The 20,178-nt window shown below is 62.5% G+C and carries 11 protein-coding genes and 2 tRNA genes; 2 read left to right on the top strand and 11 right to left on the bottom strand.

Annotated elements, in window-relative coordinates; translation table 11 throughout:
* Positions 1-2: 2 nt before the first annotated feature.
* From BLQ01_RS03120 to BLQ01_RS03100, 5 genes are all read right to left on the bottom strand, one after another.
* Positions 3-815, bottom strand: coding sequence for a GntR family transcriptional regulator (locus BLQ01_RS03120; protein ID WP_091550088.1), 813 nt, complete (start codon positions 813-815; stop codon positions 3-5).
* A gap of 123 nt (positions 816-938) precedes the next feature.
* Positions 939-1,012: transfer RNA gene (locus BLQ01_RS03115), tRNA-Met, on the bottom strand.
* A 371-nt stretch (positions 1,013-1,383) separates the two neighbouring features.
* Positions 1,384-1,508: transfer RNA gene (locus BLQ01_RS22275), tRNA-Met, on the bottom strand.
* Between the two features lie 92 nt (positions 1,509-1,600).
* A complete protein-coding gene (locus BLQ01_RS03105; protein ID WP_026540015.1) occupies positions 1,601-4,597 on the bottom strand; it encodes a UPF0182 family membrane protein in 2,997 nt (998 codons plus the stop codon).
* A gap of 126 nt (positions 4,598-4,723) precedes the next feature.
* Positions 4,724-5,860 carry a YlbL family protein gene (locus tag BLQ01_RS03100; RefSeq protein ID WP_091550086.1) on the bottom strand — a complete coding sequence of 379 codons (1,137 nt, stop codon included), beginning with the start codon at positions 5,858-5,860 and terminating at the stop codon, positions 4,724-4,726.
* A gap of 210 nt (positions 5,861-6,070) precedes the next feature.
* Between BLQ01_RS03100 and BLQ01_RS03095 the strand changes: the two genes are divergently transcribed.
* Complete coding sequence (locus BLQ01_RS03095; protein WP_091550085.1) at positions 6,071-7,519, top strand: zinc-dependent metalloprotease; 1,449 nt, start codon at positions 6,071-6,073, stop codon at positions 7,517-7,519.
* A gap of 63 nt (positions 7,520-7,582) precedes the next feature.
* Here the strand turns inward: BLQ01_RS03095 and BLQ01_RS03090 are convergent, their stop codons facing one another.
* The 3 genes from BLQ01_RS03090 to nudC are packed head-to-tail and all read right to left on the bottom strand — an operon-like array spanning position 7,583 to position 11,309.
* Positions 7,583-8,191, bottom strand: a complete 609-nt coding sequence (locus BLQ01_RS03090) for a YgjP-like metallopeptidase domain-containing protein (RefSeq protein WP_091550083.1) — start codon at positions 8,189-8,191, stop codon at positions 7,583-7,585.
* Positions 8,191-10,323 (bottom strand): ATP-dependent DNA helicase UvrD2, encoded by a 2,133-nt coding sequence (locus BLQ01_RS03085; protein WP_026540011.1) that lies wholly within the window; start codon positions 10,321-10,323, stop codon positions 8,191-8,193. The genes BLQ01_RS03090 and BLQ01_RS03085 overlap by 1 nt, the downstream gene beginning before the upstream one ends.
* Positions 10,320-11,309 (bottom strand): NAD(+) diphosphatase, encoded by a 990-nt coding sequence (gene nudC / locus BLQ01_RS03080; protein WP_091550081.1) that lies wholly within the window; start codon positions 11,307-11,309, stop codon positions 10,320-10,322. Before nudC ends, BLQ01_RS03085 begins: the two co-directional genes overlap by 4 nt.
* A 171-nt stretch (positions 11,310-11,480) precedes the next feature.
* Here nudC and BLQ01_RS03075 point away from each other — a divergent pair, with 171 nt between their 5' ends.
* On the top strand, positions 11,481-12,782 hold the full coding sequence (locus BLQ01_RS03075; protein ID WP_043431837.1) for a macrolide 2'-phosphotransferase: 1,302 nt from the start codon (positions 11,481-11,483) through the stop codon (positions 12,780-12,782).
* Positions 12,783-12,831: 49 nt separating this feature from the next.
* Here BLQ01_RS03075 and BLQ01_RS03070 read toward each other — a convergent pair whose 3' ends face one another.
* From BLQ01_RS03070 to BLQ01_RS03060, 3 genes are read right to left on the bottom strand one after another with little or no spacing between them, the layout of a single operon-like run.
* A complete protein-coding gene (locus BLQ01_RS03070; protein WP_091550080.1) occupies positions 12,832-16,365 on the bottom strand; it encodes an ATP-dependent helicase in 3,534 nt (1,177 codons plus the stop codon).
* Positions 16,362-19,712: an ATP-dependent helicase gene (locus BLQ01_RS03065; RefSeq protein ID WP_091550078.1), complete on the bottom strand. Its 3,351-nt coding sequence runs from the start codon at positions 19,710-19,712 to the stop codon at positions 16,362-16,364. Before BLQ01_RS03065 ends, BLQ01_RS03070 begins: the two co-directional genes overlap by 4 nt.
* Positions 19,709-20,125, bottom strand: coding sequence for an MGMT family protein (locus tag BLQ01_RS03060; protein WP_026540006.1), 417 nt, complete (start codon positions 20,123-20,125; stop codon positions 19,709-19,711). The genes BLQ01_RS03065 and BLQ01_RS03060 overlap by 4 nt, the downstream gene beginning before the upstream one ends.
* Positions 20,126-20,178 lie beyond the last annotated feature (53 nt).

The raw sequence follows: 20,178 nt of genomic DNA, 5'->3' as shown, positions 1-20,178 counted from the left end.
AACTACGGGGCTTGCTGCCCTGAGTGGGGCACGGCGGCGGAGTCCTGCCCCGGGCTGACGTCCGTTGCCACTTCGGCGCGGATCTCGAAACCCTTGGGATGGAAGTACGTCACCGTGCATTCCAGAACCTCCCCGTGAGCGCCCAGGGTCGTCCGCTCCAGCCGTGGCACCATCGCGAAGCCACGGACGTTGAGGGCGTCTGCAAGGTGCTCCGGGGGCTCGTGCATGGTCACGGTGATTTCAGCGCGCTGGAGCGGCTTCAGCGTCCTATCCTGGATGACCTGGTAGATGGAGTTCCTCTCTGCATCGGCGAGGCTGATGTGCCGTCCTATATGCGAGGGGATAAAGATCTCCGCAATGGCATAAGGCCAACCGGCACTTGAATATGATCGGCGGATCACCAGGACAAGATTGTCATCGGAGACCAGCTTTGCCGGCACGGTCCTGTCTTTTTCCATCCATTTGTATTCGATCAGCCCTTTGACAGTCTTCATCCCTGCCGCGGTGAACGTTTCCATGAAGGGCGCCAACCGGTTCAGCATTTTGACCGGCCGCTGTGCCATCACGAATGTTCCCTTGCCCTGCCTGCGGACCAGCAACCCTTTAACGACGAGCGTTTCGATTGCCTTGCGGACTGTAGTCCGGCTGATGCCGTACTCGTCCATCAGCGACTCTTCCGTGGGTATCCGCGATCCCGGTTCCAGACGGCTGACCTGATCCGTCAGAACGTCGGCCACCTGCTGGTAGACGGCCACAGGGCTGTCCCGTTCCAGGACTTCCCTAGTGGGACCGGACCTGACGTCTTCATTCACCATGGGGCCGTCCCCTCCAATTTCCTGCCTCAGCGAATCCGGACTTGATGCTAGCACCCGTTACCCCGAAGGCCGCTTAAACAAAAGATCCGGATCAGTGAAAACTGATCCGGATCTTTTCTCCAGTTGCGGGGACAGGATTTGAACCTGTGACCTCTGGGTTATGAGCCCAGCGAGCTACCGAACTGCTCCACCCCGCGTCGCAAGAACAACACTACCGCACCTCCGCGGCCCTTCCGACCAAATAGCACCAAAGGTGCCCTAGATCACTCACCGTTCCCCTACCGCCAACCTGCAAGAGGGCGCAGCATCACCGTGATCCTGCCAAAGGGTCGCGCCCAAACTCCGGGGGGGGACATGAGAGACGGTCAGACTCAAACCCGGGGCACATGAGAGACGGTCCGGCTCAAACTCGGGGGACATGAAAGAGCGTCCCAACAAACCCAGGGGGACATGAAAGAGGGTCCCGACCAAACCCCGGGGAAGTGCGAGGGTCGCGTCTTCCAAGGAGGGTTTGAGGGAAAACAAAAGGTCCGGATCAGTAATTACTGATCCGGACCTTTTCTCCAGTTGCGGGGACAGGATTTGAACCTGTGACCTCTGGGTTATGAGCCCAGCGAGCTACCGAATGTTTTTTGCTTACCGGCAGGTGAAGGGGAGACCAAATCCTGACTGCGTGATGTGCGTCTCCCCCGCCAAAAAGGGCCGGTGTCCGCCCCCCTTTGCAGGGAACGGGCACCGGCCCTTATCAGTCGCTGTTCAGCCACGCAGCCGCGTGGCTGCCCTGCCTAGCTGCTCGGAGAAGGTGACGGTGTGGCGCTGGGGCTGGCACCGGGGGTCGCCGTCGGGGCAGTTGTGGCGCCAAGACGCGTTTCCGCATCCAACGCCTTCTTCAAGGCCTCGGACAGCTTGGCCTGCTGGGCGCCATAAGTTGCAAAGTCGCCCTTGGCCAAGGCGGCCTGGCCGTCCGTAATCGCCTTGTTCGCCTCGTCCAGGGCTGCCTTGAGGTCAGCCTTGGCATCGGTCGGGCCAGTAGGCGGCGCAGTGGTTCCCGGAGGCGCGGTAGGCGTCTGGCCATTGTTGTCGGCATCTCCGGCTGTGGCGCCGGAATTGCCACCGAACAGTTGGTCCAGTGCCTCGTCCAAGGTGGGCGCAAAGCCGATCTTGTCACCGAAGGCCACCAAAACACGCTGCAGCGTCGGGTAGGACGTTTCACCCGTGGACTTCAGGTAGACCGGCTGCACGTACAACAGGCCACCACCTACGGGCAGCGTCAACAGGTTGCCGTTCAGCACATCCGAAGCACCCTGCCGGAGGAGGTTCAACGCCTGGGAGACGGTGGGATCGGAGTTGAATTTATTCTGTGCCTGGCCCGGTCCCGGGACCTGGGTGTCCGTGGGGAGTTCAAGCAGCCGAAGCTTGCCGTAGCTCTCCCCCTTGACGCCCTTCTCGTTTCCAGCGTCGGAGTCGGCAGCCAGGAATCCGTACAGGATGTTCCGGGCACTGCCATTGACGGTCTGCGGAATGAACGAGGATGTCAGCTGGAAGGCCGGCTTCTCCTGGTCGGGCATCTGCAGGGACATGTAGAACGGCGGCTGCTTGACGGCTTCCGAAACGGTGGGATCGTTCGGAACGCTCCAAGCATCGTTGTTCTGGTAGAAGCTGTCCGGGTCTGTCACGTGGTAACGGCCGAGAAGTTCGCGCTGGACTTTGAAGAGGTCCTCCGGGTAGCGAACGTGGCTCATGAGATCGCCGGACATTTCCGAGTATGGCTTGATGACGGTCGGGAAGACCTTCTGCCACGCTTTCAGGATGGGGTCCTGATCGTCCCACGCGTACAGGTTGACCGAACCGTCGTAAGCATCCACGGTGGCCTTGACCGAGTTGCGGATGTAGTTGACCGAGCTGTTCGGCAAGGCCACGGTGCGGCCTGCGTTCGTCTGGGAGTCGGCCGTGGCGTTCTGCAACTGCTGCGGCTGGGAGTACGGGAAGTACTGGCTGGTGGTGTAGCCGTCGACAATCCACTTCACGCGTCCATCAACAACGGCCGGGTAGGCGTTGCCGTCAACAGTCAGGTACGGAGCCAGCTTCTCGACGCGTTCGCGCGGATTGCGTTCGTAAAGGATCTGGGACTCGGCGTTGACACCATCGGAAAGCAGCAGATCCGAGGACTGGAACTTGATGGAGTACAGGATCCGGTTGAGCCAGTTGCCTACGTTGGGTCCACCGTTGCCGCTGAAGGTGTACTGGGTCTCTCCCCCACCTTCCCTGCCTGCGGGTCGGTCCTGCTCACGGTTCGGAGCACCGTCAGGTGCACCCACGATGGAGTACTCAGGAGAGTTTTCGCCGAAGTAGATGCGGGGCTCGTACGTGGTGTCGTTGCCGAGCACGCCGTTGGAGGGGATGCCGGACTGCAGGAACTCGGGTTTTCCGTCAGCAGTGAACTTGTTGCCCTTGGCAGCAACCACACCGTAGCCGTGAGTGTAGACAATGTGCCTGTTGACCCACGTCTGCTGGTTGGCGCTCAATCCGTCCGGGTTCAGCTCGCGAACAGCGATCACGGTGTCCTGGACCTTGCCGTCAACCATGTAGCGGTCCACGTTCAGGGTCTGCGGGAACTGGTAGTACGGGCGGTACTGTTCCAGCTGGGCGAACGCTGAGGAGATGAGGTTCGGGTCCAAAAGCCGGATGTTGGCCGTGGTTTGCGCATCTGCCGCCAGTGCGCCGGTGGTGGCGGTAGTGGTTGCGTTATAGGCCGAGACATCAATCTGGTCCAGGCCATAGGCGGCCCGGGTCATCTTGATGTTTCGGTCAATAAATTCCTTTTCCAGCGTGTTCTCGGAAGGACGGACCTGGAACTGCTGGATGACCCACGGGTACACCCCGCCGGCCAGAATGGCAGTGATGACCAACATCGCAGTACCGATCACCGGGAGGCGCCAGCGTCCGATGACTGCGGCAATGATGAACAGGATGGCTACCAGCCCGGCGGCAACCGCAAGGATGGCTTTGGTGGGAACCACAGCATTGACATCTGTATAGAGGGCACCCGCCCAGCGACCGGAGTTGCTCTGGACAGTGGTGTACCGATCGAGCCAGAAGTTAACGCCCAGCAGGACCAGGAAAAGCGCACCGGTCACGGCGATGTGGATCTGGGCGGCGCGGCTGGTGAATATACCGCGCTCCATCAGGCGGATGCTGCCGTAAAGGTAGTGGGTCAGGATTCCGGCAATGCCGGCGACGACGGCGATGCTGATCAGGAATCCGGTGACGAAGCCCAGGAAAGGAAGGGACATCAGGTAGAAGCTGATATCCAGGTTGAACAGCGGATCCGTCTGGCCGAATGGCTCCTGGTTGAAGAACAGCAAGGCCTTCTGCCATTGGCTGGCCGCCGCGCTGCCCGCGAACAGGCCGAACAGGATGGGAAGGCCAATCATGACAACCCGGCGTACAGGCTCAAGCTGGGCCTGGTAGCGGTTGAGGTTGTCCCGCGACTCCGCATCCGGAGCGTAGACGGGGCGGGAGCGGTAGGCGATCCTGATGGCAAAGAAAACAGCGGCGAACATCATGGCGAAGCCGATCAGGAACGTGATGATCCTGGCCAGATTTTCGCGTATGTACACTTCGAAGAAACCAAGCTGCTGGTACCAGAGGACGTCGGTCCACACATTGGCGAAGAAAATGAACCCGACGACGGCCACTGCCACGACAATGAGCGTCGGAGTCAGGGCACCTCGTCTCAGCGGTGATCTTCCGGGCGGGTTGGAGCTGGCGGGACGGGACAAACTCTGTACCTCATTGGTGTCAGTGAACAGTCGGTATGCGAGTGGTTGACATTCTCTGCCGCTGGGATATGGCGGAGGCCGTCATATATGCCACGAGTGGCGGTGGAGCTAAGTTCCACCGCCAGTCTAGTTGTTTGTGCAGGTGGGAAGGCCCGCCGTGTCTTCTCCCGACCCAAGCCGCTCCACAGCGGAGTTGGCATCGGCCAATGTTTCGACTTTGACTACCTGTAATCCATCGGGAACATGGCCAACGACATCGGAGCAATTGGCGGCCGGAGCCAGGAACATCGTGGCCCCTTGCTGCCGGGCGCCAATCATCTTCTGGGCTATGCCGCCGATGGGACCCACGGCACCATCTGCTGTGATCGTTCCAGTGCCGGCTACGTGTTTTCCGCCCGTAAGGTCGCCCGGCGTGAGGTTGTCGATGATACCCAGGGCAAACATCATGCCCGCGCTGGGGCCGCCCACGTTCTCAAGGGAGATGCTGACGTCGAAGGGGAACGTGAAGTCACTGGCGAGCAGCACACCCAGGACATAGCGGTCGGCCGAATTCCTGGTGGGAGTGATGGTCTCCGTTACGGCAGCGCCTTTCCGTTCCACCACAACAACCGCCGGGGCCCCTGCACCGGCGGCCAGTTCAGCTTGGATCACGCTCATCGAGGTGATGACCTTGCCGTTGATGGACTTCAGGAGGTCGCCCTCCTGGATCTTGCCGGCAGCAGGGGACGCTTCCGAGAGGCCCGCGACGTTTAGTCGTTGCTCGAACGGGATGTCCAACTCACGCAAGGCGGCAGCAAAGGCATTCTCCTGGGAAGTCTCCATGGCAATCTCCCCCTCCTGCACCGTCTGTTCTGCGGTGGTGCCCTTGGGATAGATCAGTTCCTCCGGATATATGGCCTTGGAACTGTCCAACCATGCACGGAAGACGTCAAAGATGGTTGCGGGAGTCTTGGGACCGCCGGTCAAGACCACCGTGGTGAGATCCAGGTTGCCGTTTGCCGGAAAGGATTCCCGTCCGGAAATGGTGATGACTGGCTTATCGCCGTCCTTACCCAAGGTATTGAAGGTAGGTCCGGCCGATTCGATCACATAGGGAACGGGAAGCGCCGCAGCGCCAATGCCGAGTCCCAACGCCAAAAGACCCGAGATCACCATGATCATGTACCTGTTGTCCCGCGCTGGTGCCGGAGGCACTGGGGAGGGACCGGCGTCGGACGTTTGACGCGGGTCCAATGAGCCCTCGGGGCTGGGCGAAGTAAGCATTGAGGCCTCTCTATGCCGGCATTGCGTGACCGGTTCCACGGCTGTTGCCACCGAATACGGCAGCGGCACATACCAAACATCAACAGTACGCGGTCCGGCGTTCGCGGGCTGCTTTGCCTAGAGCGAACTACGCCGCATGCAGGCAGACAGCGTTCCGGCCGCGGGGTACGGTGAAAGAGATCACCAGCCAGTTCGACGATCGGCGGCACCATGACATCCAACCCCAACAATCCGTCCAACGACGACGACACTCCCAAGGACCCGCTGGCAGAAATGCTGCAGAACCTGATGGGTGGCCAGGGCATGGGCAACATCGATCCCGCCGAGCTGGCCAAGGCCGCCGGCTTGCCCAACGATCCCCAACTGCTCCAGCAGATGTTCGCCCAGGTCCAGGCCATGATGAGCTCCACCTCGGACGGGCCCGTGAATTGGCAGCTGGCCCACGAGAATGCGCGCCGGGTTGCAGCGGCCGGTAACGATCCTTCGGTGAGCGCTGTCCAGGCCCGGGAGATCGACGAAGCCCTCAGGCTTGCCGAACTTTGGTTGGACCCCGTGACAGATCTTTCCGCCACCGGCCTGATCGGCCGTGCCTGGTCCCGTGCGGAATGGGTGGAAGCGACCCTGGGCACCTGGAAACGCCTGACCGAACCCGTTGCCAACAGCGTCGCCAATGCCCTGTCCAACGCGCTCACGCAGCAGATGCCCGAGGAAATGAAATCCATGATGGGCGGCGCCTCGTCCATGCTGCAGAACATGGGCGGTGCGATCTTCGGAATGCAGCTGGGACAGGCCATCGGGGCGCTTTCTGCCGAGGTTGTCAGCTCCACCGATATCGGCGTTCCTTTGGCCGACCTGGAAATGGCGTTGTTGCCGGCCAACGTCGCCAAGTTCGGGGAAGGCCTAAGCCTCCCTGAGAACGATGTACGCCTGTTCCTTGCCGTGCGTGAAGCAGCGCACGCAAGGTTGTTCGTCCAGGTGCCCTGGTTGCGTGGCCACCTGCTGGGTGCGATTGAGGCCTATGCCCGCGGCATCCACATCGACATGTCCCGTATTGAAGACCTGGCGCGGGACCTTGATCCCAGCAACCCTGAGGGAATCCAGGAGGCGCTTTCGCAAGGCGTCTTCACTCCGGAGCGCACGCCGGTTCAAACTGCTGCCTTGGAGAAGCTCGAAACCGCCCTCGCCCTTGTTGAAGGCTGGGTGGACGAACTCACTGCAGAGGCCACGGACAAAGTCCTTCCCTCTGCCACCGCCCTTCGGGAAACCGTTCGTCGTCGTCGTGCCACCGGCGGCCCGGCCGAGCATGCGTTCTCCTCCCTTGTTGGCTTGGAATTGCGTCCCCGCAGGCTCAGGGAAGCCGCCACTCTGTGGGCAACGCTCAAGGAAGAACGCGGCATCGCGGGTCGCGACGCCATCTGGCATCACCCGGATTTGCTGCCCACCGGTGAAGACCTGGACGACCCCAAGGGCTTCTCCGAACGCCGCAGGCTGGCCGAAGCCAGCGACAGTGAAGTGGACGATGCCCTGCAAAAGTTGCTCAGCGGCGGCTATGACAGCACCGACCCACAGGACTCCGAGGCAGAAGGTTCGGCCGCGGATGAGGTGCCGGACAGCGAAGCTGAACCCGAAGACACCGACACCGACGGTCCGACCAAGTAAGCCAGCACGGAAGCCGCACAACACGCAGCAACGGCCGCCATCTCCATGGCGGCCGTTGCTGCTTTAAGCCCCGGTTTCCGTCGCTGGGGTTGAGTCCGGCTGGAGGCCCCTTGACGTGGCAAAAGCAACCCCCTCAAGGAACGCCTTGGCACGCTGCGCCTCGGGATACGCGTCCACCAGCCGCCAAAAGTCTGCGTTGTGCCCCGCCACCAGCAAATGCGCAAGCTCATGCACCATGACGTAGTCGATGACCCACTGCGGCATGGGCTGCAGCTTGTTCGATAGCCTGATGGTGCCGTCCGCCGGGGTGGCAGAACCCCAGCGCGAATTCTGGTTGCTGACCCACCTCACAGATGTAGGGACGGCACGCCCGCCCAGATAAGTCCGCGAAAGGTGCGCGGCATGCTCAGCAAGGGCTTCGTCGGTAGCTGGACGCTGCCGGCCCTTGCCCGGCCGCTGCTCACCTTGCTTCTTCAGCTTGGCCAGCATGCGGTGGACCCACTCCCGTTCCTGGGACTTGGTGAAGCTGGCCGGGATGGCCACTACTGCTTTCCCGTCTTCCCAAAAGGCAGCAACAGTCCTGCGCCTCCTGCTCGAGCGGCGCACTACTACGGGAGCGCCGTCCTCGGTGACCAAGGGAACATCAGGCTCCGCAGCCGACCGGCGAGCCATCAGAGTTCCGAGCTTTCGGTCAGGACCGCCAATACAGCCTCGCCATAGCGCTCAAGTTTGGATGGCCCAATGCCCGCCAAACGGGCCAGCTCCTCCAGCGAGGAAGGCTTCGCCTCAGCGATTGCCGTGAGCGTCGCATCGGTGAAAACGACATAGGCGGGGACGTCGGCGGACTTCGCTTCGTCCTTTCGCCACTGCCTTAGCGCATCAAATGTCTGTTCCTCATATGTCGGCGGGCACTGGTTGCATCGTCCCACCTTGCGCTCGGCCCCGCTGGCGAGCATGCTTCCACATACCCTGCACGACGCCGGTGCGGCGGCTTTTCGGCGCACGGGACCTGTCTTGCTGCGGGCGTTTGCCGAGGCCACTGAGTTGGGTCGGAGTCCGTCAAGGAAGCGGGATGGCTTGCGATTGGCTCGGCCACCCGGAGTTCGGGCAGTGGACCAGGACAAATTGAGGTGCTCACGCGCCCTGGTGATCCCGACATAAAGCAGCCGCCGTTCCTCGTCAACGTCTTCCGGTGTGTCTGCGAAGGAAATGGGCATAAGTCCTTCGCTGAGGCCCACCAGGAACACGGCGTCCCATTCGAGCCCCTTGGCCGCGTGAAGGGATGCAAGTGTTACGCCTTGGACGGTGGGGGCGTGCTGTGCGACCGAGCGTTCCTGAAGCTCGTTGACGAACTCGGCCAGGGTGAAGGCCTCGCCGCGGCTGACGGCCAGTTCATCTGCCAAGGCAACCAACGCTGCCAAGGATTCCCAACGTTCGCGCAGGGCTCCCCCGTTGTGCGGTGCTGCGTCCGTGTAGCCAAGCGATGCAACAATGTCGCGAACGATCTGTCCCAGTGGCTCCTGGGGTCCTTCGGCGACGGCCCGGGTTGCGGCACGCAGTTGAAGGATGGCGTCCCGGACTTCCTTGCGGGCGAAGAACCGCTCGCCTCCGCGAAGCTGATATCCAATGCCGGCTGAAGCCAGTGCTTGTTCGTAGGCTTCGGACTGGCCGTTGGTGCGGAACAGGATTGCGATCTCGCTGGCTTTGACCCCGGTATCGAGCAGTTCTTGGATCCGGCCTGCCACCACCGCCGCCTCGGCTTCGTCATCCGGGCATTCCATGAAGCGCGGTTCTGGACCGGTTGGTCTTTGGGCGACGAGTTTGAGCGGAGGTGCCCAGGCAGCATCTGCCACGGGTCCACCGCTTCGCCGGGACCCAAGAAGGTCATTGGCCAACTTCACAACTTGCGGGGTGGACCGGTAATCGCGGATCAACTTAACTACGGTGGCATCCGGGAACTGTGCCTTGAATCCCAAGAGATGCTTGGGTGAGGCTCCCGTAAAGGAGTAGATCGTCTGGCTGGCATCGCCGACCACGCACAACTCGTTGCGCCCGCCGAGCCACAGGTCCAGGAGCCGCTGCTGCAGCGGCGAGACATCCTGGTATTCGTCCACCACGAAGTGTCGGTACTGCTCGCGGACGGTGGCGGCGACTTTCGGATCTTCCTGGAGAATTCCCACCGTAATCAGCAGGACGTCTTCGAAGTCGATGACGTTCCTGTCGGTCTTGATATCCTCGTACGCCTGGAAAACCCTTGAGACCGCAGTCAGGTCAAACCCGCCTGGTGTTCCACGGTCCTGCGCGTTCTCAAGATAATTGGCGGGCGTCAGCATGGAGACTTTGGCCCACTCAATTTCAGCGGCCAAATCCCGGATGGTTGCGCGGTCAGTGCTGAGCCGGAGCCTGCGCGAAGCCTCGGCGATCATGTTGGCCTTGTGGTCCAGCAGATTCGGCAAAGTGCCGCCAATGGCCTGTGGCCAAAAGAACTGCAATTGCCTGAGGGCGGCAGCGTGAAAAGTCCGGGCTTGGACATTCGCCACGCCGAGGTCCCGAAGCCTGCTGCGCATTTCCGCTGCTGCCCTCGCCGTAAACGTCACGGCCAGCAAGCGCTGGGGGCTGTAGACGCCGGAGTGGACTCCGTAAGCTATGCGGTGGGTGATGGCACGTGTCTTTCCCGTGCCCGCCCCCGCGAGAACACACAGGGGACCCGTCAAGGTACTTGCTACTTCACGCTGTTCTTCATCCAAGCCGCCGAGGATGCGTTCCTCAAGTGAACCACCGGCGTCGAAAATGTCTTCTGTCACGGCTGGAGGTCTTCGATGACGCCGCCGTACCAATGTTCAATCAAGGAACGGGCAATGGACAGGCGCGTGGAGATGGTGATCTCACCGCTGGAGACAGCTGCCTGCAACTCTTCACGGCTGAACCAGCGTGCCCTCGTGACTTCAACTCCGTCCGGCCGGGCAACGGAGTCTTCAGTGGTGGCGGTGAAGCCCAGCATCAGCGACGCGGGAAATGGCCATGATTGAGAACCGAGGTACTGGCATGCCGACACGCGAACGCCCACTTCTTCGGCAATCTCCCGGACAACCGCCTGTTCCAGCGACTCGCCGGGCTCCACGAAACCTGCGAGCGTGGAATAGTTCCTGGCGTCCGTGGGACCACCACCGCCCAGGAGCAACCGGCCGTCAGGGCCAACTACTGTCACGATGATGGCGGGATCCGTCCGAGGGTAATGCTCTGAATTGTCCTTGGGGCAACGGCGAACCCATCCACCTGCCTCAATGTCAGTGGGATGTCCACACTTGGGGCAGTGCGTGTGTGTGGCGTGCCAGTTGGAGATTGCACTTGCCTCGATGAACAGCGCAGTATCACTGGCGTCCAAACTCGCGGCGACATCCCGGAAACCTGCCCATCGGGCATCGGCCGGCACTGTGGCATTGCCTGGCGCGGGCGGTTCATCCGAGGTAAACAGCAGGACGGCCGTGCCTTCAGGCAAAGACGACGATTCCAAAGTGGTTCCCAGGTAAACAGCGGTAGTGGCGCCGTTATCCGTTCCGCTTAGGGCATTCCACAGCGACGTGGCGTCCCCGAACCAGAGTCCGTCACCGGTCACCAGAGCCTGGCGCTGGGAAATAACCATGGCCTTGGCAGTACCGGAAGCGATGAGGTCATCCACCATGCCCGGCTTCATCCGCACCCCGGAGCCACGATCCACCATGGCAGGGCGGACTGGAAGAACAGTGTCCATCAGGTGGTTTGCCAGCGCCGGTGACTCCGAATAGCTCATGTATCTACCGTACTGACTCGTACCGACAAAAAACATTTGGGAGGGTCCCCCTTGTGGACGCACCCGGTTCCGGCATCAATCGTGCACAGAAATGTCCTGTTTTATGGCGGATCTGAAGACTCGCCGCACTGCATCATGACCACAGGCCACACTCAATCTACCGTTGGGAAGGTGAGAAGAACACCGCTCGAACTGGCCGCTGTAGCAACCGCGGCGGTGCCTGGCCTGGCGCCGACGGCTACAGCCTTTTCCCCCGACGATGACGCCGACTTTGACTCGGCGTTGCTGCTCGATGCCGATGGGAAACGTTGGCGCGTCCGTTCGCCGCGCCATCCTGAGGCCAGCACCCGGTTGGAAACCGAGTTCATGGTGCTGCGCGCCTTCGCTCCTGCCATTCGTGCCGAGCTGCCCTTCCACGTGCCGACCGTGGCCGGCACCGTGCGCCAAGGCGCCTTGACCACCTTTGTCTACACCCACCTCCAGGGCGCCGTGCTCTCCATCGAAGAGCTCTCGGCCGGCAGTCCTGCCCTTGCCCGTGAGATTGGTGCGGCTCTGGCCGCCATCCACGATCTCCCGTTGACCTTGGTGACCAACGCCGACCTGCCAAGCTACTCTGCCAACGAATTCCGGCAGCGCAAGCTCAACGAACTGGACCAGGCTGCTACCACCGGCAAGATTCCGGCCACCTTGCTCCGGCGCTGGGAACACGCCCTTGAAGATGTGGCGTTGTGGCGGTTCAACACCTCAGTGGTCCATGGCGACCTCCACGAGGACAACCTCATGGTGCAGGACGATTCCGTCACGGCCCTGACAGGGTGGACCGACCTCCGTATTGGTGATCCAGCGGACGACTTTGCATGGTTGGTGGCTTCCAACGAAGCCTCATTCGTGGACGCCGTACTGAACCACTACACCCAGGCAAGGCGTGAGAAACCGGACATGCACCTGCTCCGCAGGGCAGCGCTGTTGGCCGAGTTCGCCCTGGCCCAGTATTTGGTCAAGGCAATGGCCGCCGGGCACCAGAGCATGACGGCGGAGGCGGAGTCGATGCTTCAGACGCTCTCGGATGACATTGATGAACAAGCGCGGCGTGACGAAGAAGCGGCAAGGGCCGCAGAGGATGAGGCGGCTGAAGCACAGGCTGCCGGCGCTCCGGCTGGTGCGATCCCTGCGGTCAGTGTTGCGGTGATTCCCGACGCCGGATCGCCGGTTACGGTGGCAGCTATACCACCTGCCGCGGAGCCGGCGACGGCGGTCGCCAGCGAATCGGCGCCCGTGGACGTCAGCAAGCCGGCAGCGGCAGCGCCTGGGCCGACCGACGGCACCGAAACAGCGGACGACGCCGCGCAAGCAGCTGAGCTGCCCCCGACCGAAGGCCGCGTCTCTTCGGGAACCAACGACCCGGATGACACGTCCACCGCCGCAATCAGCGTGGTGAACGTAACTCCGCTCCATACGGCCGATCGCTCCTAGAACACACCGAGCCCAGTACGCATCGGTCCTTGCCACTCCCACCGTTGATCTACCGGTCCAGGCTGCCTGCCTCCAACGCCGTGGCCACGATCTGTTCCAAGTCTTCGGCTGTGCCCAAATCGTGGGGCCGGACAACTGAGTCATCGGCTACGTAGTAGAACGCGGCGCTGACTTCCTCGAGGGGCACACCCTTCAGGCGCGCCCAAGCCAACCGGTAAACGGCCAGCTGCAGGGCACGGGTCGCCAATTGCCGACCCGCGGGGCGTCGTCCGGTTTTCCAGTCGATCAGCTGCCAGCGGCCATCGGCGTCGCGGAATACGGCATCAATACGTCCTCGGACCACGACGTCGCCGATCCGCGTTTCCACTGGCACCTCGACGAAGGCGGGCGCGCGCTGGGCCCACTCGGACTTTTTGAATGCGGCCACCATGTCGTCCAAGCCGTAGGCCTCGTCGATGTGGGAATCCGAGCCCGGGGCCTCGTCCAGGTCCAGCATGCCGGTAGTCCCGAAATACTCCTCAACCCACGCGTGGAAGGCCGTGCCTTTGCGGGCCGAAATGCCCGGTTCACGCGGCACCGGCCGGCGGAGCTGGGAAAGCACCGCACCCGGATCGGCGCCAAGGTCAACGAACAGTGATGCAGAGATATGGCTGGGAAGGTGGACGTCCTGCGTGGTCCGGCCCCGCTGTTGGCGGTCCAGGAGGAGTTCTGCCTCTTCAGACCATCTCGCCGCAGGGCCCGTGAGCCCAGGGACCTGGGCCTCACAAGAGGCATCGGCGAGATAGGCACGGACATTTGCGGCGGCCTGGTCCATGACGACCCGGCGCCCGGGAACCAACCTGAGGCGTGCGCCCGTCCGGGGGTCGACAGGACCTTCAAGGGGATCGTAAGGGAACCCTGCAACTTCAAGCGCGGCTGTCAGGGGGCTTTCCTCCGGGAGTGCTTCCTCGGCCACGGACCCAGGATGGACCACCGCTGACCCTGTTTGAACTGCAGAGGTTCCCCGGCCGCCGTCTGCGGCGACTCCAGCAGCTCCCGCGAGAGGCGCCAAGTCTGCAAGGAATGCGGACATCCCGGCCATTCCGGAACGCGAACCGTTCCAGGCAGCGCTGGATGCGCATAGGACGAATTTTGCCCGGGTATAGGCGACGTAGGCGAGCCGCCGTTCCTCGGCCTCACCGTGGTGCTGTACCTCGGATTTAAAGTCCTTTTCCGCATCCAGCCATCCCTTCTGGTCAGGCTGGTCCAAGTCCCACTGCGGGAGGTCTGCACGGTCACCCCGCAAGGGCCAGGGCAAGGCCGCAGCCCCACTGCTCCACCGTGAATCCCTGGTACTGGGGAACGATCCTGCGTTGAGGCCCGGAACGAAAACAACGTCCCACTCCAGCCCTTTTGACGCATGGACGGTAAGCAGCTGCACGGCTTCCCGGTTGGTCTCCACAGGGGCGAGGTCCAATCCACCTTCTTCGGATGCTGCTGCCTCCAGCCACGACAGGAAAGCCAGGAGATCGATACGCTGGGATGTCTGCAGGAACCCCGCTGCGGCATCCTGAAACGCGTCAAGGTTCCGCCGGGCCTGGTGGATAGTGGTTCCAGGCTTTGCAGCTACTTCGATATCCAGGAGCATGGCACGCTCAACCTCACCAAGGAGCGTAGTGAGGTCATCCCCGATGTATGTGCGCAGGGATCGCAGCTCCGAGGCCAGGAAGTCCAGCCGTTCCAGGGCGGTACTGCTCAGGGTACGGCCGTTCCTGGAGGTCCATCCGGGCTTTGGCAGGTAGTCAAGGGCCTCTACAAGGCTTGAGGCATCGGTGATATCGCTTTCAACCACCACCGATGCTGCTTCCTCGTTTTCATCCATGGGTTCAGAAGCCGTGCCAGGATTTGACCGGCGGCGGGCCAGGAAACGTGACCAGTCGTTAAAGGCCATCAAATCCGCCGGGCCAATGCGCCAGCGGGCCCCGGCCAGCAACCTCATCAAGGCATCGGACCGCCCGGGATCGGCCAGCACACGCAGGGTGGCCACAAGATCCACGATTTCCGGTGTGTCCAACAATCCGCCGAGACCGACGATCTCGTACGGAATTCCCTGCAGCTCGAATTCCCGGCGCAAGCACTCCATCTGTGCACGGCGGCGGCACAGGACGGCCATGGTCGGCTTGATGGGCGTGCCGTCCTTCTCTTCCTCAAAGACGGTCCGTTGATAGCGGCGGACATCGCGGGCTATGGCCGCGGCTTCGTCCTCGTCGGTGCTGAATCGTCCAATCACCACACTTCCGTCGACTGCCGCCGGGCTCGGAACCAGCGGTGGGACGGAGACATCTCCCGCTGCATCCCGATCCCCCGCAGGGCCGTCCGTTGCAGCTGCCTTGTTCAAAGGTGCCGCGATGGTGTTGGCTGCCGCAAGGATGTTCCTTCCGTTCCGCCAGGCGGTGGTCAGGTACGAGGTTGGAGCCACTGAAAAGGTCTCGGCGCCATCCCCTGTATCCACGTGTTTGACGGGAAACTCCTGCACGAAGTGGAAAAGCTGTCCGGCTGAAGCCCCACGGAACCCATAAATGGACTGGTTGGGATCGCCCACTGCAGTGACGGCGTGGCCCTGGCTGAAAAGACGCGAAAAAAGCACCAACTGGGCGTGGGAGGTGTCCTGGAATTCGTCCAGGAGAACCACTTTGTACCGGGCTCTCTCGGTGGTTGCTGCGAGAGGGATGTCGCTGGCGATCCGGGCAGCCAGGGCAACCAGGTCTCCGAAGTCAAGGACACCGCGTTGCCGCTTGGCTTCCTGGTAGCGCACCACCATGTCTGCCACACTGGCGCGGGTCCGGAGCATGGCGGACAGTGAGGCAGCAGCCGTGGTGGGATTCTTGCTTGCTCCCGCCAGATAAGGAAGCTGTTCGAAGGTGGCCACGCGGTCCAGCACCCAGTTGCGCACCGTGCCGGGATCCTGGAGGTGTTCGGCGCACTCCCCCGCCAGTTGGATGACAGCATTGACCAAGGTTGACTTGGCGGCGGTGAAATGCTCGAACTCTCCGTCGTAGGCTTCCACTACTTCGCTGGCCAGCTGCCAGGATTGGGCTCCGCCGAGCAGGACGACGTCCCGCTCGATGCCCCGCCGGAGTCCATAATCGGACACTATTCCGCTGGCGTAGGAATGGTAGGTGGAGACCTTGGGTTCGAGGTCGTCAGCCCCCAGCAGCCCCTCCGGGAATCCGATGCTGCCGTCATCTTCTGCTGCGATGCGCTGGAGGGTGGCCAGCTTGCTCCGGATCCGGCTGGCCAGTTCGCCGGCAGCCTTCCGTGTGAAAGTCACACCAAGCACTTCCTCCGGGCGGACCCACCCATTGGCGACCAGCCACACCACCCTGTCCGCCATGGTTGCGGTCTTGCCGGAGCCGGCTCCGGCGATCACCAATCGTGGGGACAGCGGAGAGGCGATGATGTCCGACTGTTCGGCAGTGGGATGGTTTTTCTCGCCAAGGATGTCAGCCAGTTCAGAGGGAGTGAACCGGGGCTCAGGAACAAACGCGCCGCCAATAGTGCCGGGTTGTGTAGCGGCAACTCCGTCCAGGACTTCGGTTGTCATTCGGTGACCTGCTTTCCTCTGGCGCACAACGGGCAAACATCCGGAAGGCGGCATCCATGGCCACCATGCCCGCTCTTGCCAGGATCATGACGTGCTTCGAAGGAGGCCCCTGCCATCAAGGCAGCAGCCTCGTTGACCAGTTCCTCCGCCCAGTTCGCTGAAGGATCCAAGGGGTCCTGTTGCTGAACTGCCGGCGTCTTTGTCTTTGTTCCCAGGTGGGCCAGCACCGCGCCGCCCGGGGCAAAGCCTTCATGTTCGGTGTTGGATCCGGAGTCGGTGGCTTCCTCTGAGGTTCCTGCGTCCTTGAAGGCTCCTCTTAGCACCGCTGCCTGATATGCACCCAATTGCGGGTGCCTGGCAACTTCTGCCTTGCCTGGTTGCCGCTTGCCGGTTTTGAGGTCCACCACAACAAGCCGGCCTTGGTCATCAACCTCCAGGCGGTCCACCTGACCCCGAAGCACAGCATGCCGGGTAAAGTCCGCTTCAGGATCTGCAGAGCCCGAAGCATCCAGGAAGACATCCGGAAGCTGGACTTCGAAGTCATGTTCCACAGCGAGCAAGCTGCGTCCCTCGCTGCGCATGACGAGGACGTATTGGGCCAATTTGCGCACCATCTGTTCCGCGCGTTGGAAGTCGAGCTTGCCCTCCCAGTTCTCTTTCATGCCAAGGGTTGGCCATCTGCGGACAAGTTCGGCTACGTACTCCGAACCCGAGGCCTCCGGCATTTCCTGGGCGATGCTGTGGACCAGGGTTCCGAGGCTGCGAGCGAAGTCGGTGGCGGCCTCGCCCCCGGCAGCCTGCACGAACCAGTCCAGCGGGGACTTATGGACAGCTTCAACCTTGGATGGGGACACGGACACTGTAGCCCCCGGGGGGACCACCGGCTCCCCCGAGCTCAGCGGGGCCAGGCCCCACCAGGTATCGGGATTGGCACCGGGAACGGGCGGTTCTGAGCTGGCGAGCCGGGCCAGTATCCGCGCGGCTTCCTGGCTGGCCGCGCTGCCACCGGCTTCCCCCGTAGAGGAGGTGACCCCTTGTGCGTGCTGCCTCAGCTCGGCAACAAGGGCCCTGAGAGTCAGGGGACGCTCGACAAAGGTGTAGTCGCGTTTGTACTGCCCTGATTCCAAAGGGGCAACATAATCCAGGAAAGCCGAGGGCTGGTCATCCTCCGAGGACACCGCTGTGCAGATCAGGACCTCCCGGGCCCGGGAAACTGCCGTTGAGAAACTCCTGAGTTCGTCGTAACGGATGTCTCTAAGCCTGCTCAAGGGGCCCCGGCTGACGGCGTAGTCCACTCCATGCTCCACAGCGTCGGCGTAAACGGTACTGCCGAGGAGTTCGCCGCGCAGCCGGGTATTCGGCCAGACGCCTTCCTGGAGACCGGCGACGATCACCACAGGCCATTCCCGGCCCGCAGCACTGGCTGGGGTCATGATTTCCACGCACGCCTCCAACTGGGCACGTGCGGCAAGAGTGTCCATGGGAAGTTCCTGGTTCAGGAGATAGTCCAGGAACTGCTCGGGACCGGATCCTGGCAATTGGTCCACAAAGCGTTCGGCGGTATGGAACAGTGCCATCATGGCGTCGAGGTCCCGATCGGCCCGTGCGCCGGCGTTGCCGCCCTCCAGCGCCATCTCGGCCCAGCGTGATGACAAACCGGTGGCCTGCCACAAAGCCCACAAGACCGACTCCGCGTTGGCGCCCGGCTCGGCTGCGGCCTTGGATCCTGCCGCAATCATGCGGGCAAGCCGGCGGGCCGAGCTGCCTTCGATTCCCAAGGACGCCAGGGCCCCGGGTTCCAGCAGTGCTTCGACCAGCAGGGCATCGCTGGACCTGCCGCCTCCACCCAGGAGTTCCTCGCGTCGCAACGATTGCCTGAGCCGGCGCAGTTCTATGGCAGTGGCCCCTCCAATGCGCGATGTCAGCAGCGAGACGGCCGTTTCCGGAGTCAGCTTGGCCGGGTCAAGGACAACCGCAAAGGCCTCCAGCAGCGGACGGACGGCCACCTCATCGCGGACAGCCGAGTCCGCCACCGGAACACGCACCGGTATTCCCTGGCCGCTGAGATAACGCTGCATCTGCGCAATCTGGCCGCCATTGCGCACGATCACGGCAATGTCACTGAACTCCCGCCGCTCCCTCAGTTGAGCTTCCAGGATCCGCTGGGCAACGTATCTCAGCTCATGGACGGCAGATGGCAGGACATGTCCTTCCACCCTGCCTTCACTGCCGGGGGCCTCTCCTGCGGTGTCCGGGCCAGGCGGCTGCTCCAGCCGCCTGGCAAGCTGGCCGCCGGAACGTTGGGAAATGCGTGCCGCAACACGTGTCCATGCTTCCGCTACCGAGGGCTTGTGCCGGTGGGTAAACCACAAAGGACGCTCGTGGACCACGCCCGGCATGCCTCCCAGCAGGGAAGGCAGTTCTGCCACAAGATCAGGACGGGCACCACGGAAGCCCTGCACCACAGTGTCCGGCGAGTAGGTGACTACCACGTCCTTTCCCTCGGCGACATCGGCCAGGAGTTCAAATACTGCAGGATTGGACTCCTGGGAATCGTCCACCAGGATCAGTTGGAGCCGGTCCCGTTCCGCAGCCAGGAATTCCGGCGAGTCCTGGAAGATCTGCCGCGCCGTGGTGATGATTCCCGCAGGGTCGAAGGCCTCGGGCATACGGAGATCCAGGACGTCCCGGTACTCGCTGTACAGCTGGGCCGCGGCCATCCAATCAGGCCTTCCGCATTCGTAGGCGAGTCCCACCAGGTCCTCTGCAGTACGCCCGGACTCAATGATGCGGTCGAACAACTGGCGGATTTCGTGCCGGAAGCCCCGGGTGGGAAGGGCCGCGTTGAGATCCTCCGGCCAAGGCAATTCGAATCCCGAGCGGGAGTGCCCTTCAAGCAGCTCCTTGATGATGAGATCCTGTTCCGGACCGGAGAGGAGCTTAGGGGGCCGGCCCAGCGGTATGACGCCCTCGGCTTTGGCCCGCCGGATGACGTCGAACGCGTACGACGCCCAAGTACGTGCCGGCGTCGTACTAAGACTCCGGTCCAGCCGCCCGGTGAAGGTATCCCGCAGCGCGGCGGCGGCATGCCGTCCGGGGGCAAGTATGAGGATCCGTTCAGGATCCAGGCCGTCCTCCCGGACGCGGCGTACCGCCGATTCGACCAGCACGGTGGATTTTCCGGTTCCGGGACCACCAGGTACCAGCACAGGGCCACTGCCTTGCCGCAGGGAAACAACGGCACTTTGGTCCGGTGACAAAACGGGGGCCGCGTAGTGGGTCTCGCGCGGAGGCAGCAGGCGGAGAGCAGCTGGTGCTGGGCGGGTCTTGGCAGGAGTGGCGGTCACACAGTCATTTCATCATCGGGCACCGACAATTTATGGAGTTGACGCTCCAACTGGTCCGAGATCACATCCAGTTGATCAAAATCGGCCTCCCCTGGTGCCCATCGCGCCGTTGCCAGGTCAACGCGCCAACGGCCTTCTCCCGTCCTGGAGAAGGCCTCAAAGGCGCCATGCAGCGGCGTCGATTCTTCCAGGTAGTGCTTCAGTGCCTCGACTTCGTGCCCGGAGGGTGCCTCGCCGCTGGCCCGCAGGACGCGCCACCAGGCCACTGAGCTGCCGTAGTGGCTCATGACTGCCCCAACCTGTCGCGGCCCGCCGGCACCAAGAAGCTCTGCGACATCCCCGTAGGAAACCGCCGAACCGGGAGGAACGAGGTCCACAACGGCCAAAACCGCCGTCACATACTCCATCCGCATGTGTTCAGCGTAACGGCAGGAGTGTCGCGTCCAAAGACTGTCGGACCCAGCCG

It is taken from the genome of Arthrobacter sp. UNCCL28 (assembly GCF_900102805.1).
Classification (GTDB): domain Bacteria; phylum Actinomycetota; class Actinomycetes; order Actinomycetales; family Micrococcaceae; genus Arthrobacter; species Arthrobacter nicotinovorans_A.
This window is presented reverse-complemented; position numbering and strand designations above follow the sequence as displayed.

What these genes read in the sequence shown, in the direction of transcription:
- BLQ01_RS03120 (WP_091550088.1), bottom strand. Translation starts at nt 815, where the DNA reads ATGGTGAATGAAGACGTCAGGTCCGGTCCCACTAGGGAAGTCCTGGAA.
- BLQ01_RS03100 (WP_091550086.1), bottom strand. Translation starts at nt 5,860, where the DNA reads ATGCTTACTTCGCCCAGCCCCGAGGGCTCATTGGACCCGCGTCAAACG.
- BLQ01_RS03095 (WP_091550085.1), top strand. Translation starts at nt 6,071, where the DNA reads ATGACATCCAACCCCAACAATCCGTCCAACGACGACGACACTCCCAAG.
- BLQ01_RS03090 (WP_091550083.1), bottom strand. Translation starts at nt 8,191, where the DNA reads ATGGCTCGCCGGTCGGCTGCGGAGCCTGATGTTCCCTTGGTCACCGAG.
- nudC (WP_091550081.1), bottom strand. Translation starts at nt 11,309, where the DNA reads ATGAGCTATTCGGAGTCACCGGCGCTGGCAAACCACCTGATGGACACT.
- BLQ01_RS03070 (WP_091550080.1), bottom strand. Translation starts at nt 16,365, where the DNA reads ATGACAACCGAAGTCCTGGACGGAGTTGCCGCTACACAACCCGGCACT.
- BLQ01_RS03060 (WP_026540006.1), bottom strand. Translation starts at nt 20,125, where the DNA reads ATGCGGATGGAGTATGTGACGGCGGTTTTGGCCGTTGTGGACCTCGTT.